The sequence below is a fragment of the Amycolatopsis sp. QT-25 genome (assembly GCF_029369745.1).
GTDB lineage: Bacteria > Actinomycetota > Actinomycetes > Mycobacteriales > Pseudonocardiaceae > Amycolatopsis.
Genome location: NZ_CP120210.1, coordinates 6,957,012 through 6,972,267 on the forward strand (window position 1 = coordinate 6,957,012; position 15,256 = coordinate 6,972,267).

Sequence of the window (15,256 nt, forward strand, 5' to 3'; positions counted from 1 at the left end):
CGCCATGACCCAGTACCTGATAAGCCTGTATCACCCCGACGGCCCCGTCCCGCCGCCGGAGGTGCTCGAACCGGTGATGCGCAAGATCCAGGCGCTCAACGACGAGATGAAGACCGCGGGCGTCTGGGTGTTCGCCGCCGGACTCCACCCGCCGACCACGGCGACCGTGCTCCGCGCCACGGAGAACGGCGGGATCACGATGACGGACGGCCCGTACATCGAAGGAAAGGAGCACCTCGGCGGTTTCACCATCGTCGAAGTACCGGATCTGGACGCCGCGCTCGACTGGGGCCGACGGGTCACCGAGATCACCCACCTGCCGGTCGAGGTCCGGCCGTTCCAGGGTGTGGAAGACCCTTCGTGCGTCCCCTGACCACCGAAGACATCGGCCGTGTCTTCACCGAGGAGTACGGCCGCGCGGTGTCCGTGCTGGTCCGCGTCTTCGGCAACATCGACATCGCCGAGGACGCGGTCCAGGACGCCTTCGCGGCGGCGGTGGACCGGTGGCCGTCCACCGGTCCACCGCCGAGCCCGGCGGGCTGGATCATCACGACCGCCCGCAACAAGGCCGTCGACCGCCTGCGGCGGGACGCGGCACGCGACGACAAGCACGCGCAGGCCGCGCTGCTCAACGCCGACAACGAACCAGCGGAGGAGGCAGGGCCCGTGCACGATGACCGGCTACGGCTGATCTTCACCTGCTGCCACCCCGCGCTGGCCGTCCCTTCGCAGGTCGCGCTGACCCTGAAACTGCTGGGTGGGTTGACCACCGCCGAGATCGCCCACGCGTTCTTCGTTCCCGAAGCGACGATGGCGCAGCGGCTCGTCCGGGCGAAGGGCAAGATCCGCGACGCGAAGATCCCGTACCGCGTCCCGGACGACGCCGACCTGCCGGACCGGCTGCGTTCGGTGCTCGCGGTGATCTACCTCGTGTTCAACGAGGGCTACGCGGCCACTTCCGGCGAGCGGCTGGTGCGGGAGGACCTGTGCGCCGAGGCGATCCAGCTCGGCAGGCTGCTGACCGGCCTCATGCCGGACGAGCCGGAGGCCACCGGGCTGCTGGCACTGATGCTGCTGACCGAAGCCCGCCGCGCGGCCCGCACCGGCGCGGACGGCGACGTCGTGCTGCTGGCCGAGCAGGACCGGTCACGGTGGGACCGGAAGCTGATCGACGAAGGACAGGCGCTGGTCCGCGCGTGCCTGCGGCGCGACCAGCCGGGGCCGTACCAGATCCAGGCGGCGATCAACGCCGTCCACAGCGACGCCGCCGACACGGCGGGCACGGACTGGTCGCAGATAGTCCAGCTGTACGACCTGCTGCTGGAACTGAACCCGACCCCGATCGTGGCGCTCAACCGGGCCGTCGCGGTGGCGGAAGTCGACGGCCCGGCGGCGGCGCTCGCCGCGATCGACGGCCTCGAACTGGAGGAGTACCACCTCTACCACGCCATCCGCGCCGATCTGCTGCATCGCGCCGGCCGCGGGACGGAATCGGCACGCGAGTACGAAGCGGCGATCCGAAGAGCAGGCAACAGCGCCGAAAGACGGCTGCTGGAACGAAAAATGAGCGTGGTCGGTCGTTGATCGGCCGCACCGGGCCCCTTGGCGGCGAGGACGGCACCGGAGTTCACCAGGACGCACCGCGGGCGCCGGTTTCCGCTGGTCCGCCTGCCGCCGATGAGGCTCTGGCGCTCGCAGAACGCCGTCCTGCTTGACTTCACCCTGGGTTCAGGTTCGATGCTGGAGGCATGACCGAAGAGGGGATCGAGAAAATGACCATCCACAAGGGACATTGGCCGGAGCCGGCAGCCGGGCTGGTCGCGGTGGCGAGGGAGTACCCGGACGCCGGCTCGGCGCGGGCGGCGTTCGAGGCGCGGGCGAACGGGGCCGAAGGGCTCGTCTCCTTCACCGCCTACGAGGGCATCGACCACGACGGCGCCTTCACTTACGAGCAGTGGACCGGCGAAGACGCCATCCAGGATTTGGACGGCGCGCCCGTTTTCCGGCTTTACCGCGGGCAGCGCGGCGAAGGGGTGCCCGGCTGCCTCGTGATCGTCTCGGTCGAGTTCGAAGGCCCCGACGAGCGACGGCAACGCGACTGGATCGACCTCGTCTTCGAAGCGCCGGCTTCGGAACCCGCGCGGCCGGAAGGCGGCATCGGCGGGCATTTCCACGTCAGCACCGACGGGACCAGGGTGCTGAACTACGCCGAGTGGACCAGCGCCGCAGCGCACCGCGCCGCGCTCGCGGCCCCCGGCGCCGACGGTATCGGCACCACGGACACGTGGAAGAAAGTGCGGACCTACCCGGGAATGTCGGGTGGGTCGGTCAAGCGGTACCGACCGGTCGTCTCGGCGGTGGCGGCATGAAACCGATCCTGGTCGCCGGTGCCACCGGCCACGTCGGCTCGCAGGTGGTCGCCCGGTTGCGGGCGCGGGACGTCCCGGTCCGGGCACTGAGCCGGAACCCGCCACCGGACGGGGTCCGCGGTGACCTGACGGATCCGGACACGATCGCCCCGGTGCTCGACGGCGTCGACACGGTGTTCCTGATGCTCGCCGGATCCGCCGAGGCACTGGTGCCCACCGTGTCCCTGCTCGGGGAACGGGTGCGGCGCGTGGTGTTCCTGTCCTCGGGAGCCGTCGACGATTCCTTGGCGGAACAGGACAACGCCATCGGCACCTGGCACCGGACCGTCGAGGAGGCGATCGAAGCCGCGGGCGTGGACTGGACCTTCCTGCGGCCGCACGCGTTCGCGGCGAACACCCTCGGCTGGGCGCCGTCGATTCGTGCGGAGGGCGTCGTCCGCGGCGTGTACGGCGAGGCGGCCATGACGATGATCCACGAGCGGGACATCGCCGCGGTGGCCGTCGAAGCGCTCACCGGGAACGGGCACGCGGGAGCGAAGTACGTGCTCACCGGGCCGCGGCCGATCACCCAGATCGAGCAGGTGCGCGTCATCGGCGAGGCCGCCGGCCGTCCGGCGCGCTGGGAGGAGACCCCCTTGGCGGAGACGCGGGCGGCCATGCTCGCGAATACGCCGGACTTCATCGTCGACACGATTTTGAGCGGTTTCCAGGAGCTCGTCGCGAAACCCGGCGAGGCCACCTCGACCGTCCAGGACGTCACCGGCAGGCCCGCGCTGGAGTTCGAGGTCTGGGCCGCCGAGCACGCCGCCGCGTTCCGGTAAGCTCGGGTTCGTGTCGACACCGGTTCATGCCGCGGTGGTCCGCTAGCCGCCGTTCCCGACCTTGGCCCCCGACGAGCCACGCCCGCGGGGTCTCTTCGCCGCGGGCGGATCCAGGAACGGAAACCATGAACCTCTTGTCCACAAAGGACGGTGGCCGGCGCTGGCTGACCACCGTCGGCATGAAACCGCCTCGAACCGTCGTCACCGTCGACGACGGGATCACCGCCGACGAGGCGTTCCGGCTGGCCACTTCCGGCACCGGTCTCGCCTGGTACGGCGACTTCCCCGGCGCGCGGAACCTCCTCGCCGCGTTGTCCCGCCGGTGCGGTACGGCGGCCGGGAAAGCCTTTCCGGACCAGCGGAGCCATCACTCTCGCCGCGCACTGCTCCTCGGCAGGCTGCTGGTTCCGCTGGATCCCGGCCACGTCCTGCCGCTACGGCGCGGGCCGGACGTGCGCGAGGCTTGCGCCGAGGTCTACGGACCTTCCCAGACCGCGTCGCTGGTGTCCTTGCGCGAACTGCTCGGCGTCGTCGGCGCGCACGAGTGGCGGGTGAAGGGCGTCGAAATCCCGGTGCTCGGCGCGAAGATCCATCCGCACCACGGGGTCTTCTCCCCCGTCCGCGGCGAGTACGTCGATCTGGTGGCGAGAACTCCCTTGCCCACCAAGAAACTGGCCTTCGACATCGGCACCGGGACCGGCGTGCTCGCCGCGGTCCTCGCGCACCGAGGGGTCGAGCGTGTGGTGGCGACGGACAACGAACCCCGCGCGCTCGCCTGCGCGCGCGAGAATTTCGGACGCCTCGGTTTCGGCGGGATCGAAACCGTCGAAACGGATGTGTTCCCGCCGGGCCGGGCACCGCTGGTCGTCTGCAATCCGCCTTGGCTGCCGTTCCGCGCGCGGACTCCGCTCGAACGCGCCGTCTACGACCCGGGAAGCCGGATGCTCAAAGCGTTTCTCGACCGGCTGCCCCGGCATCTCGAGCCCGGCGGAGAGGCGTGGCTGATCCTGTCCGACCTCGCCGAACTGCTGGGCCTGCGCACGCGCGACGAACTGCTGGCCGCGTTCGACCGGTCCGGCCTGGAAATCCGGGGCCGGGAGGACATCCGGCCCCGGCATCCGCGAGCCACCGATCCGGCCGCTCCGTCGCACGACGCCCGCGCGCGGGAGGTGACCTCGCTGTGGCGGCTCACAACCCGAGCAGCGCCCGCGCCTGACTGATGAACACGCGGGCGGCGGGGCTGACCGGCCCCTCCGTCCGCCAGGCCAGCGCCAGTTTCGCGCGCAGCCCGGACGGCCGGGTGATCTCCATGGCGTGCAGCTCCGTGTAGTGCGTCGCCAGCGACATCGGCACCACGGCGACGCCGAGCCCACGGCCGACCAGTTCGGCGACGACGTTCGGGTCGCCCGCCTCCAGCGTCACCCGCGGCCGCGCGCCGTCGGCGCGGAAGGCGGCGTCGACGATCGCGCGCATGCCGGTGCCCTTCGGCAGGCTCACCAGCGAGCGGCTTTCCAGCTCCGACAGCGTGATCGTGGCCTCGGCGATGAGCGGATCCTCCGGCCCGGAGATGGCGACGAGCGGCTCGTCGAGGACGACCTCGAACCCGATCCCGGGCGGCGGTTCCCCGGAGACCCCGATCAGCGCGATGTCGAACCGGCCGTCGGCGACACCCGCGAGCAGGACGTCGGAAGTCGCCTCGGCGAGCGTGATGTCCACGCCCGCGTGGCGTTCGTGGAAGCGCGCGAGCAGATCCGGGAGGTTGACCGGACCGCGCGAGGACACCATGCCCATCGCGACCTGACCGCGGACCAGGCCGGTGAGGTCGTCGACCGCCTGCCGCACCCCGGCGACGGCGGCGAGCGCGGCCCGCGCGTACGGGAGCGCGGCGGCGCCGACCTCGGTCAGCCGCACCGACCTGGCCGACCGGTCGAGCAGCGGCTGCCCGAGTTCGCGTTCGAGGCGGCGGACCTGGGCGCTCACACCGGGCTGCGCGACGTGCAACCGCTCGGCGGCGCGGGTGAAATTCGCTTCCTCGGCCACCGCGACGAAGTATTCGAGCTGACGCAGTTCCATAACCGATGATTCTAGGTGCCAGACAAACCAGATCTTGGACTTCTGGCCGGATCGGGATCACGCTGGTGCCATGACCACCATGCTCCGCTCCGGCGACCCGGATTACGCCGACGAACTCGCCGGTTTCCAGACCGCCGTGCCCCGCCACCCCGACGTCATCGTGCCCGCCGCTTCGGCCGCCGACGTCGTCGAGGCCGTCCGCTACGCCGGCGAGCACGACCTCCCGATCGCCGTCCACTCGACCGGACACGGCGTGGGCGTCCCGTTCGACAGCGGCGTCCTCGTCACCACCCACCGCATGACCGGGATCCGGATCGACGACGGGATCGCACGGGTCGAGGCGGGCGTGCGCTGGGGCGCGGTCGTCGAAGCGGCCGCCGGACACGGGCTGGCGCCGCTCAGTGGCTCCTTCCCCGGCGTCGGCGTCGTCGGCTACACCCTCGGCGGCGGGTTCAGCCTGCTCGGCCGCAAGTACGGCCTGGCCACCGACCAGGTGACCGCGATCGAGGTCGTGACCGCCGACGGCGAACTCCGCCGCGCCACCCCGGACACCGAACAAGACCTCTTCTGGGCGCTGCGCGGCGGCCGTGACAACTTCGGCATCGTCACCGCGCTCGAGTTCCGGCTCGTCCCGGTCACCCGGGTGTACGGCGGCAGCCTGCAATTCGGCACCGCGTCGCTGTCGGCGGTACTCCACACCTGGCGCGATTGGGCGACGGAGATGCCGCGGGAGATGACATCTTCGCTGGGCATGGTCCCGATGCCGGAGCTGCCGATGGTGCCCGAACCGCTGCGCGGGCAGCATGTCGCGCAGATCCGGATCGCCTACCTCGGCGACGCCGCCGAGGGCGAACGCCTGGTCGCGCCCCTGCGGGCCGCCGCCCCCGTGCTGGGCGACACGCTCACCGAGCTCCCGTACACCGAATCGGGCAAGATCGCGAACGAGCCGCCGTTCCCGCACGGCTACCGCGCCGACAACGTCACCGTGCCCGAACTCAACGACGCGATGCTCGACGCGATCCTCGAACACGCCGGTCCGGACGCCCCGGTGCCGACCGTCGTCCTGCTGGATCTGCTCGGCGGCGCGCTGTCCGACCCGCCCGAGCACCCCGGCGTCGGGTGGGACCGTGACGCCCGCTTCACCGTCCGGGCACTGTCCGTCGTGGACGAGGCGGGCATGGCCGAGATCAAGGCCGCCCACGGGAAGTTGTTCGACGCGCTGAAGCCCTGGTCGACCGGCAAACTGCTGACCTTCGTCTACGGCGAGAGCGGCGCGGGTGAAGAAGCGTCCAAGGTCTATTCCCCGGCTGATCTGCGGCGGCTCGCCGAGGTCAAGGCCGCCGTCGACCCGGCGAACCGATTCCGGCTGACGCATAACGTCGAACCGGCGCGGTGATCTCCGAATCCCCTGGTGGACGGCCTCCATCCGGGGGCGAAGGCACCGTGGGCGGGCCCCGTATACTTCCGGGCCGAAACGCCATTAGGGGGCACCGTGCGTACTTTGGACCATGACGAGTTCCTCGCCATGCGTCGATTCCCCGCGCTCGACGGCCTGCGCGCCATCGCGGCCACCATCGTGATCCTCTTCCACTTCGCGGGTCCGAAGTGGAACTGGCTGTCCGGCTGGGTCGGTGTCTACATCTTCTTCGTGCTGTCCGGTTTCCTGATCACGACGCTGCTGCTGCGTGAACAGGACCGGACCGGCCGGATCTCGCTTTCGGCGTTCTACGTGCGGCGGGTGTTCCGGATCTTGCCGCCGTACCTGGTGATCCTTGGCGGGATCGTCATCTTCGTGTGGCTGCGCGGCGAGTTCTTCACCCGTGATTTCCCGCACGCGCTGAAGTACTACCTGACGTTTTTCAACGAGTTCTTCCCCGGCAGCGGCGGCAACGGCACCGACAACTTCTTCAGCGGCTCGTGGACACTGGGCATCGAGGAGAAGTTCTACCTGGTTTGGCCGTTCCTGCTCGTGGTCGCGGGTGCCGTCGGGCTGGCCGCGGCCTGGCGCAAACTCGCGCTGGCGTTCGCCGCGTTCGCGGTGATGGCCGGGCTGGTGGGGGTCACCAGCGGCTGGGTGCTCAACGGGCCGCAGGTGCCGATCTACCGGTCGACAGTGCACTACGCGATCCTGCTGATCGGCTGCGTGCTGGCGATCGCGATGCACTACCGCCGGTCCTACGCGGTGCTCAAACCGCTGACCCATCCGCTCGCGGCGATCCCGGTGTTCGGTGTGTTCGCCGTACTGCACGTCAACATGGAAAGCCTGTGGTGGGAGACCGGCAGCAACCTCGGCCTGCTGATCGCCTACGGCCTGCTTTCGGCGATGTTGCTGGTCGTGCTGATCTCGCCGGGGCCGCTGCGCCGGCTGCTGGCGACGAAGGTGATGCGGTTCGTCGGTGAACGCTCGTACTCGCTCTACCTGCTGCAGGGTCCGGTGCACTTCGCCGTGGTCGCGGCGATCCCGCCGCTGGGCGAGCACCGGATGATCAGCGCGCTCACCGTGTTCGCGGTCGGGCTCGGGATCGCGGATCTCATCCACCGCTGGGTCGAGCAGCCGATGATCCTCACCGGCAAGAAGCTGATCGCGCGCCGCCAGGAGCGCAAGGCGCTGCGTGCGGCCGAAGCCGAACTCGAGCGGCCGAGCGCCGTCGAAGCCCCCAGCGGCGCGCGCTGACCCCGCCTTTCGTCCTCTGGCTGCGGTGGAGCACCGCCTCCAGAGGACTGAATACCGAGGTCAGCGGGAGATCGTGACGATCGGGATCACCCGGTCGGTCTTCTTCTCGTAGTCGCCGAAGCCCGGCATGAGGCTGACCATCTTCGCGTAGAGACGGTCACGCTCGGCGCGGTCTTCGAGCACCACGGTCGCGGTCGCGTCGAACTTCTCCGTGCCGACCTCGATGGTGACCTTCGGGTTCGCCACGATGTTGTGATACCAGGCCGGGTTCTTGTCCGCCCCGGCGTACGAGGCGGCGACGATGTACTTGCCGTCTTCTTCCGCGTATGCGAGCGGCGAGGTCCGCGGCTCGCCGCTCTTCGCCCCGATGGTGGTGAGCAGCAGCAGCGAGCCGCCCTCGAACGGGCCGCCCACCTTGCCCTCGTTCTCGCGGAACTCCTTGATGATGTTCTTGTTCCAGTCCAAGGCTTCGGACATGTTTCCTCCAGTGTGTCGATCTTTACGCCGAGGCTACTCAGCCCCTGTCTGCGCGGCTGAGGACGGACTCGTGGAGCGGACGGAATCCGTGTCCCCTCCCGGCCGGGGCCCCGCTGTCACGGTGCCAGGGCTTCACCAGGTCGTGCCTTGCGTCGATCGCGGAGGTGGGTTCACCGGCAGGCACTCAGCCTTCGCGCGCCTTGCGGCGCTGTTCCTCGGCTCGCTCCCGACACTTGCGGAGGAACTCCTCGTCGTCTTCGGCACTCGTCGCGGCGAACCGGCCCGGCCGGTCGTACTCCGGGAACGCCGGTGTCTCCCGCTCGTACCGGCCGCGCGGGGCGCGGACGGCGCCCTGCGGACGACCGGCGACCAGCCAGACGATCGAGCCGATCAGCGGGACGATCAGCACCAGCAGCAGCCACATCCCCTTCGGCAGGTTGCGGCACGATCCCTCGTCCGTGGTGATCACGTCGACGATGCAGAAGATCCACAAACCGAGCGTGAGAACGCCGAAGAAACCATTGAAATACAGCATCGAAAGACTCCCCAGTTCCAGATGACCGGGTAATTCTTAGCACAAGAGGGCGTCGAGAATTCCCGCGGCCACACGCAGCGCCTGTGCTTCTCCCGGGCACCGCTTGGGCCCTGCGCCGAACGGCCGATCCGACAGATCCACCTCGACCACCTCGCCACCGACCCACCGCCGGGTGAGCCGGACCGGCGGATCCTCGCGCAGCACCCGATCGAGCAGACTCTCGGCGTCCTCACCGGACCGGTGAGCGGCCAGCGCCTTCCCGAGCAGCCTGGCCGTCGCGTCACAGGCCTGGACCAGGAGCCCGATCCGCGCGGCCGTCCGCTCGTCGACGTCACCACCGCAGCGCTCGATCAGCCGTCGCATCGCTTCTTCGGCGTCGTCCGTGATTTCCGTCTGCGGGTGATAGCTGCCGGACACCGTCGCGATGTCGCGGGAAACGTCCGGCAGACCGAGCTCGGCCGACAGCACGGCGACCGGGACCGTCCACGAAATCCGATCCACCTCGCCGTCCTGCAGTTCCCGAGTGAGCGTGAAAGCCTTGTCCCGCAACGACCCCATCGACGCGAGCTCGGCGAGCACCAGCGCCCGCCGCCGCGCGTGGTCCTCCGGACGGCTGAACCGGGCGACCTTCGCCCGCAACCACCCGACGCCCCCCGGCTCGACCTCCTGCGGCACCGGCGGGACAGGGGCTTCGATCAACGGGTTCTCCATGTCGCCACGCTAGGTGCGGAACGCTTCGGTCACGGCCGAAACGAGAGCGGGCCTTCGTTGTTATGGTGACCGGGTGACGGCTATACCCCGTTTCAACAGCTAAAACGCGGTGATCGTGGGACTGAAGTGGGACGAGGGGCCAACTACAAAAGGCTCCGATGAGCGACCGTTACGCCGAGCTTCGGCGGCAGTATCCGAACCTGCCGGATGCCTACTGGGATTTCCTGGCGGCTGGCATCGCTGATCGCGGGTTCTACTCTGGTCGTCATGACTGTTCATCTTGTGGTGACCACAGCAACCCCCGATCGGGAGTCCGGTGAGCAGCTGGCGGGCTCGGCCGTCGCCGCGCGCCTCGCTGGTACCGCTCAGGTCGTCGGCCCGGTGACGTCGTTCTTCTGGCACCTCGGCGAAAGTGGACAGGGCGAGGAGTTCAATGTGACGTTCAAGACGACTGACGCGCGGTACGCCGAGCTGGAGGCGCACATCATCGTGAACCACCCCTGGGACAAGCCCGAGGTGACGGCCGTCGAGCTGGTCCGCGGCTCGGCCGACTATCTGGCGTGGGCCGAGGAGTCCACCCGGCCTCGCTGAGCCTCCAGCCGGGCGAGGAGGTCGGCGACGGCAGGTGTCGAACGGTGGCGGGCGAGTCGGCGCGCCACCGTTTCGATCCGACGTGCCGGACGGACTGACGTGACACCCGCAGCGAGGTCCGCCGCATGGCCCAGCGTCGCCGCGGCCTGGTCGACTTCGCGAGCCTGGAGGTAGGACGTGGCCAGCCACGTCAGATACAGCGCCTTGTCGCGTGCGTGCGTGTCGTCGAAGTCCGCCAGGACCCGTTCGAGCACCGGGACCGCGCGCAACGGTCGCCGGAGTTCGGTCCAACAGCGGCCGGTCATGATGTCGATCTCGGCGGCGTCGACCCAGAACACCCAATCCGGTTCCGGCCGGTCGGACGGCGCGTTCAGTGCCTCGCGTGCGAGGTTCAGCGCACGGTCCGCCTCGGACGCTTCACCGGCCGTCGCGTGCGCCCATGCCTTCCGCTCGAGTAGCAGAGCACCGACTTTTGGTGTGGCGACCAGGCGGGCGACCTCGTACGAACTTGTCGCCAGCGCCGTGCCGTCTTGCCGAGTCGCGGTCTGCTGATACGCGGCGTAGGCGATGGCGTTCCCGGCAAGATCCATCGCCTGTGCGTCCTCGGCGGCTTTTTGGCTGTCTGCGTAGAACCGCTGCGCGGTCGCATACTGACCGCAGTCGAATGCGGACCATCCAGCCTGCTGCTGTTGTTCGGCGAGCAGTGAAAGTATGTCCTTACCGATCTCGGTTGTGTGGCTGGAATCGCGAATCAACTGGCAGGTGAAGTTCACTTCGGCGCTATAGATCGGGAACGTTTCGGCGCCGCCCATGATGTTGTCAAGGCGTCGCAACCGGGCTGTCCGGCGCCGCAATTCGGACACATCGGAGTGGCCAATTCGGCGCATGGTTGGTTGCTCCGTGCGCGCGATCGGAATTGCCAGAGCCGCCATTATCCCGATGAATTCGCGCCGCTGAACGCCACCGCCCATCCTTTCCTTTCGTCGTCGTACCCGCGTTGCCGAAACCGCGCACTTGATCTCGTCGATGCCTGTTCCGAAGCTTTGGGCAATGTGTTGTTGCCAGAACGGCGTGACCAGCCGTCGCTCGGATTCCCACCGGGATATCTCGTTTCTCGTGATGGCCTGTCCCGAAAGCTCGGACAGCACTTCGGCCTGATCGGCTTGCGATCGTCCGGACGCCTTGCGCAGGGTCTGGAGCAATTCACCGATGCTGTCTTGCTCCACAGGTACCCCTCACGTCGACCGGCTCACAGTGGCCATCATCCGTCCGGCCCCGGTTTCTGGCCACTCCCTAGGGATGGCCACCCTTCGGGGCTCCTCTCACCAGGCATTATCGCTCTTAGCGTCAACATCGTGACTATCTGGACTGATCAGGCCCCTGGCCGGGGCCGTAGCAGTGGACCCTCGGACCTCGGGTACGACCAGTCCCGCCGGCGGCGGCCGTGCGTGGGCGTTCCGTCGCCTCGGCGCGGCTCGGTGTCGAGGGCGGCCGGGTACGAGTGGCGCGGGTTTCTCCTCGGTGCCGAGGCGCACCTGTACCGGCGTGCGCAGCTCACGCCGGGTGCGGACTGGCCGCCGATGTTGCTGCCGTGGTGTGAGGAGAACCGGCCGGAGCCGCGGCGCCACGAGCGCGGCAGCATCAGCCGGGACCGGATCGCGGCACCGTCGGCCAAGACGCGATGCCCGTTGTGTCGTGACCTGCTGATCACGGCGAACGCGGAGGCGCGCAGTGGACAAGCGTGACCGCGACCTTCTCGCCGGTCTGGCGCGGGTCAACACCGACATCGGCAAGGTCACGCTGGACCTCCTGACCTCGCAGCACTCGGACGAGAACTACGCGGCCGGACTTCGGAAGCTCGGCCGGGACCTGGTGCAGATCGGCGCCGCGCTCGCTCGGCGTGCCCGCGAACTGGACGGCCAGGACGAATATCTGGACCCATTCGGCATCGAAGCGGTGGCAACCGATCCGTCGCCATAGTCCGGCCCGGCGTCGCGCCACCCTCTTCCCGCGTGGCGCCGAGCCGCCTGGTCAGTGCGTCAGCTATCCCCGGCGCGCACTGGCCAGGCATCCAAGGCCATCGGCGGCGTGACCGCTGATGGAGCCGGGGCTGGTGCGTAGCCCAGGCCACTTTGCCGGGCGCACCGGCTCCGGCGTCAACCCACAACCAGGAAGGCCAGACACATGGCGGGCGCGATGCGCTGGTGGAGCTACGGCGATGACGAGGACTACGACCTACCGGACCCCAAGCGAACCCCAGTCGAGTCCAACGACGAGGACGAGGGCTAGGGGCGATGCCTCGCAATCCGGCGGGACCGAGCCCATCGAAACCGGGACCGGGCAAGGACCGTCCCACGAAGCCCGCGGACAACCGCCCACCGCCCCCACCCAAGCCACCGAAGTTCCCGCCCCCGGACCAGGAGAAAGGGTGCCCGGGAAACGACGGCGCAACCGGCGTAGCTGCCTCGTCGGAGGCCAGCTCGGAAACACGGCCTTCGGTGGCGCGGGCAGTCGTCCGCCGAAACAGCCGACCGGGCCGACCCATCCGGGTGCCGGCTATCGCTCGGCCCGGTTTCGCTGGCCTCCAGCCCCGCCGGAACACGACGACGAGGTCTAGAATCGAGCCATGCGGACTGCCCGAGAAATGCGCAGGCTGACGACGGTGTTCCTCGAAGGGGAGCCCGAAGCCCGTTTCCACAGTGGGGACCTCCGACGCGCGGCGCACCTCACCGGTCAACGGCTGTCCGCGTTGCTGGAAAAGCTGCGTAACCTCGGGTGGGTCGACGACGGGTTCGACGAGTCCTCTCCTGACCGTTTGCCGTACTACGTGCTCACGGACGTTGGTCGGCGCGAACTGACCAGGCCGTAGTCGCTCAGCTCGAACGCATCGAAAGCTCCACCTTCCGCATAGCACGGGCAGTGGGGGCTTTCGATGTTCAGGCGCCGAAGATCGACCTCAGCGTGCCGCCGTTGTCGTCGCGCGGGTCGGCGACCGGAAACGCGAGCGGTTCGGCCTGGCGTCGGACACCGAACGCGGCGGCCGCGCTCGCGGCCGCGCCGACGAGCACGCCCTGCACGACGGTGTCCTGCTCGGCGATGACGATGCCGACACCGGCCAGGCCGGTGACGATCCCGCCGATAGCGGTCCAACTCCGGGCCGCTGAGCGTGCGGCAGTCTTGAGCGGGAAACGGTCGGTCATGCCGCAGCAGCCCGTCCTCCGCAATGCCATGAAGCGCGCCGGAGCCGAGTCCGGCGGCTACGCGCTGCGCCGCGGCTACGCGACTCGCGCCGTTGAGGGTGGCACCGACGTGCTTCAGGTGAAGCGCACGATGGGTCACGCAGATCTCGACGAGCTGTACGGCTACGAGCAAGAAATTCCGGTCTCGGATGACAAGCTGTCGGCAGCGCTCGGCGAGCCGCATTTGCTCAAGGTCGTGGGACAGCGTGGGACGAAACGTGAGACCGATCGCGACGACCAGGCGCTACCAGACGCTTCAACCGAGAAGTGACAAACGCGGAACGACCTGCGGATACAGGCCTAGACACTCCCCTTCGTTACCGTATGTCCCTTGAGATGTTCTCCCTGGTCGCCAACACGTTGTTATGGTGACCGGGTGACGGTCGTGTCGGAGGCAACCGAAGTCGACGGCGCGGGGCGAACGGCGCAACCGCGCCAGTTGATCGTGACCGTGTACGGCCTCTACTCGCGCGGTGAAGGCGGTTGGCTTTCGGTCCGCTCCCTGATCGATCTGCTGGCCGGTGTGGACGTCGAGGAACCCGCCGTCCGGTCGTCGATCTCGCGGTTGAAGCGGCGCGGGATCCTTTCCGCGGTGCGCCGTGACAGGGCCGCCGGGTACGAACTCTCCGAAACCGCGCTGGCGATCCTGCGCGAAGGCGACGAGCGGATCTTCCGCCGCGAGCGCGCCACCCCCGCCGACGGCTGGCTGCTCGCGGTGTTCTCCGTCCCGGAAGCCGAACGACACAAGAGACATGTTCTTCGCACGCAGCTCGCCCGGCTCGGCTTCGGGACCGCGTCTTCGGGCGTCTGGATCGCGCCCGCGCATCTGCGCGACGCGACCTCGGACATGCTGCGACGGCTCGAACTGGAGGGGTACGCCGACCTCTTCCACGCCGAGCATCTCGCGTTCGGCGACGTCCGGGAGAAGATCCGCGACTGGTGGGACCTCGACCAGCTCGAGTCGCTGTACACCGCCTTCCTCGACGAGCACGCGGCCGCGCTCCGGCGATGGCAGCGGCGCAAGACCACCGACGAGGCCGAAGCGTTCGCCGACTACGTGCGGGTGCTGACCGACTGGCGGCGGCTGCCCTACCTCGATCCGGGGCTGCCCGCCGAACTGCTGCCGTCCGGCTGGGCCGGGATCCGGGCCGCGGAGCTGTTCTTCACCCTGCACGCGCGGTTGGGCGAGGCCGCGGCCGCGCACGTCTCGCGCACGCTGCCGGCGTGACCGGGCCGGTCATGGGGCTGACGATCCCGCTCGCCGGCCGCTCCGACGTGAGATGAAGGACGCTTTCATAGCGAAATTTGCGATGAAGGCGTCTTTCATCTCACTTACGCGGCGACCACCGCGAACCCCTGCACCTCCACCAGCGCCTCCGCGTCCCACAGCCGGCTGACGCCGATCCCCGCCATCGCCGGGTACTCGCTTCCCGCCAGCCGCTTCCACACCGCGCCGATCTCGCGCGCGTGGGCGCGGTAGTCGTCCATGTCGACGAGGTAGATGGTGACGCTGCACAGGTCCGACGGCGCCCCGCCCGCCGCACGCAACGCGGTGAGCAGGTTGGACAGCGCGCGTTCGAACTGCTCGACCACGCCGTCGCCGACGATGCGGTTCTCCTCGTCCAACGCCGTCTGACCGGCGAGGAAGACGAATCTCCCGGTCGCGGCGACGGCGTGCGAGAAGCCGGAGGGACGGCCGAGTTCGGGCGGGTTGATGCGCTCCATACGGGTCAGTATATCCCGCATCGTTGACGGTCGTACACATC

20 protein-coding genes are annotated in these 15,256 nt (G+C 69.0%); 13 read left to right on the top strand and 7 right to left on the bottom strand.

Translation table 11 applies throughout. From position 1 onward, the window contains the following. Nucleotides 1–4 precede the first annotated feature (4 nt). The 5 genes from P3102_RS32530 to P3102_RS32550 all read left to right on the top strand — a co-directional run bounded on the left by P3102_RS32530 (nucleotide 5) and on the right by P3102_RS32550 (nucleotide 4,410). Nucleotides 5–373, top strand: coding sequence for a YciI family protein (locus P3102_RS32530; RefSeq protein ID WP_276364433.1), 369 nt, complete (start codon nucleotides 5–7; stop codon nucleotides 371–373). Further along, a complete protein-coding gene (locus P3102_RS32535) occupies nucleotides 361–1,584 on the top strand; it encodes an RNA polymerase sigma factor (RefSeq protein WP_276364435.1) in 1,224 nt (407 codons plus the stop codon). Before P3102_RS32530 ends, P3102_RS32535 begins: the two co-directional genes overlap by 13 nt. A gap of 164 nt (nucleotides 1,585–1,748) precedes the next feature. Next, nucleotides 1,749–2,369: an antibiotic biosynthesis monooxygenase gene (locus P3102_RS32540; protein WP_276364436.1), complete on the top strand. Its 621-nt coding sequence runs from the start codon at nucleotides 1,749–1,751 to the stop codon at nucleotides 2,367–2,369. Beyond that, complete coding sequence (locus tag P3102_RS32545) at nucleotides 2,366–3,190, top strand: NAD(P)H-binding protein (RefSeq protein ID WP_276364438.1); 825 nt, start codon at nucleotides 2,366–2,368, stop codon at nucleotides 3,188–3,190. Before P3102_RS32540 ends, P3102_RS32545 begins: the two co-directional genes overlap by 4 nt. A 125-nt stretch (nucleotides 3,191–3,315) precedes the next feature. Continuing rightward, a complete protein-coding gene (locus P3102_RS32550) occupies nucleotides 3,316–4,410 on the top strand; it encodes a class I SAM-dependent methyltransferase (protein WP_276364439.1) in 1,095 nt (364 codons plus the stop codon). Here P3102_RS32550 and P3102_RS32555 read toward each other — a convergent pair. Further along, nucleotides 4,379–5,263 carry a LysR substrate-binding domain-containing protein gene (locus P3102_RS32555; RefSeq protein WP_276364441.1) on the bottom strand — a complete coding sequence of 295 codons (885 nt, stop codon included), beginning with the start codon at nucleotides 5,261–5,263 and terminating at the stop codon, nucleotides 4,379–4,381. The two genes, P3102_RS32550 and P3102_RS32555, sit on opposite strands and share 32 nt — an antisense overlap. Before the next feature lie 70 nt (nucleotides 5,264–5,333). Here P3102_RS32555 and P3102_RS32560 point away from each other — a divergent pair, with 70 nt between their 5' ends. Continuing rightward, nucleotides 5,334–6,659 carry an FAD-binding oxidoreductase gene (locus P3102_RS32560; RefSeq protein WP_276364442.1) on the top strand — a complete coding sequence of 442 codons (1,326 nt, stop codon included), beginning with the start codon at nucleotides 5,334–5,336 and terminating at the stop codon, nucleotides 6,657–6,659. Nucleotides 6,660–6,755: 96 nt separating this feature from the next. Further along, nucleotides 6,756–7,937, top strand: coding sequence for an acyltransferase (locus P3102_RS32565; RefSeq protein ID WP_276364444.1), 1,182 nt, complete (start codon nucleotides 6,756–6,758; stop codon nucleotides 7,935–7,937). A 60-nt stretch (nucleotides 7,938–7,997) separates the two neighbouring features. Here the strand turns inward: P3102_RS32565 and P3102_RS32570 are convergent, their stop codons facing one another. The 3 genes from P3102_RS32570 to P3102_RS32580 all read right to left on the bottom strand — a co-directional run bounded on the left by P3102_RS32570 (nucleotide 7,998) and on the right by P3102_RS32580 (nucleotide 9,660). Beyond that, entirely contained in the window at nucleotides 7,998–8,414 is a 417-nt protein-coding gene (locus P3102_RS32570) for a nitroreductase family deazaflavin-dependent oxidoreductase (RefSeq protein WP_276364445.1), read from the bottom strand. A 184-nt stretch (nucleotides 8,415–8,598) separates the two neighbouring features. Further along, nucleotides 8,599–8,949 (bottom strand): PLDc N-terminal domain-containing protein, encoded by a 351-nt coding sequence (locus tag P3102_RS32575; RefSeq protein ID WP_276364446.1) that lies wholly within the window; start codon nucleotides 8,947–8,949, stop codon nucleotides 8,599–8,601. Between the two features lie 36 nt (nucleotides 8,950–8,985). Beyond that, nucleotides 8,986–9,660, bottom strand: a complete 675-nt coding sequence (locus tag P3102_RS32580; protein ID WP_276364447.1) for an oxidoreductase — start codon at nucleotides 9,658–9,660, stop codon at nucleotides 8,986–8,988. A 267-nt stretch (nucleotides 9,661–9,927) separates the two neighbouring features. Between P3102_RS32580 and cutA the strand changes: the two genes are divergently transcribed. Next, nucleotides 9,928–10,251 (top strand): divalent-cation tolerance protein CutA, encoded by a 324-nt coding sequence (cutA, locus tag P3102_RS32585; protein WP_276364448.1) that lies wholly within the window; start codon nucleotides 9,928–9,930, stop codon nucleotides 10,249–10,251. Here the strand turns inward: cutA and P3102_RS32590 are convergent. Further along, the gene (locus P3102_RS32590) at nucleotides 10,212–11,477 is read right to left on the bottom strand and encodes a helix-turn-helix transcriptional regulator (RefSeq protein ID WP_276364449.1); all 1,266 of its coding nucleotides are present in this window, start codon (nucleotides 11,475–11,477) and stop codon (nucleotides 10,212–10,214) included. The two genes, cutA and P3102_RS32590, sit on opposite strands and share 40 nt — an antisense overlap. 129 nt (nucleotides 11,478–11,606) lie before the next feature. Between P3102_RS32590 and P3102_RS32595 the strand changes: the two genes are divergently transcribed. From P3102_RS32595 to P3102_RS32605, 3 genes are all read left to right on the top strand, one after another. Beyond that, nucleotides 11,607–11,996 (top strand): hypothetical protein, encoded by a 390-nt coding sequence (locus P3102_RS32595; RefSeq protein ID WP_276364451.1) that lies wholly within the window; start codon nucleotides 11,607–11,609, stop codon nucleotides 11,994–11,996. Further along, complete coding sequence (locus tag P3102_RS32600) at nucleotides 11,983–12,231, top strand: hypothetical protein (protein ID WP_276364453.1); 249 nt, start codon at nucleotides 11,983–11,985, stop codon at nucleotides 12,229–12,231. The genes P3102_RS32595 and P3102_RS32600 overlap by 14 nt, the downstream gene beginning before the upstream one ends. A 646-nt stretch (nucleotides 12,232–12,877) precedes the next feature. Beyond that, nucleotides 12,878–13,120: a hypothetical protein gene (locus P3102_RS32605; RefSeq protein ID WP_276364454.1), complete on the top strand. Its 243-nt coding sequence runs from the start codon at nucleotides 12,878–12,880 to the stop codon at nucleotides 13,118–13,120. A gap of 67 nt (nucleotides 13,121–13,187) precedes the next feature. On the opposite strand, the gene P3102_RS32610 is transcribed toward P3102_RS32605, so the two are convergent. After that, nucleotides 13,188–13,451, bottom strand: a complete 264-nt coding sequence (locus P3102_RS32610; RefSeq protein WP_276364456.1) for a hypothetical protein — start codon at nucleotides 13,449–13,451, stop codon at nucleotides 13,188–13,190. On the opposite strand from P3102_RS32610, the gene P3102_RS32615 reads away from it, so the two are divergent. Together P3102_RS32615 and P3102_RS32620 are read left to right on the top strand one after the other, a co-directional pair. Beyond that, complete coding sequence (locus tag P3102_RS32615; protein ID WP_276364458.1) at nucleotides 13,450–13,761, top strand: hypothetical protein; 312 nt, start codon at nucleotides 13,450–13,452, stop codon at nucleotides 13,759–13,761. The two genes, P3102_RS32610 and P3102_RS32615, sit on opposite strands and share 2 nt — an antisense overlap. A gap of 105 nt (nucleotides 13,762–13,866) precedes the next feature. Continuing rightward, the gene (locus P3102_RS32620; protein WP_276364460.1) at nucleotides 13,867–14,718 is read left to right on the top strand and encodes a PaaX family transcriptional regulator C-terminal domain-containing protein; all 852 of its coding nucleotides are present in this window, start codon (nucleotides 13,867–13,869) and stop codon (nucleotides 14,716–14,718) included. Between the two features lie 104 nt (nucleotides 14,719–14,822). Here P3102_RS32620 and P3102_RS32625 read toward each other — a convergent pair whose 3' ends face one another. Then, a complete protein-coding gene (locus P3102_RS32625) occupies nucleotides 14,823–15,215 on the bottom strand; it encodes a RidA family protein (RefSeq protein ID WP_276364462.1) in 393 nt (130 codons plus the stop codon). Between the last annotated feature and the right edge of the window lie 41 nt (nucleotides 15,216–15,256).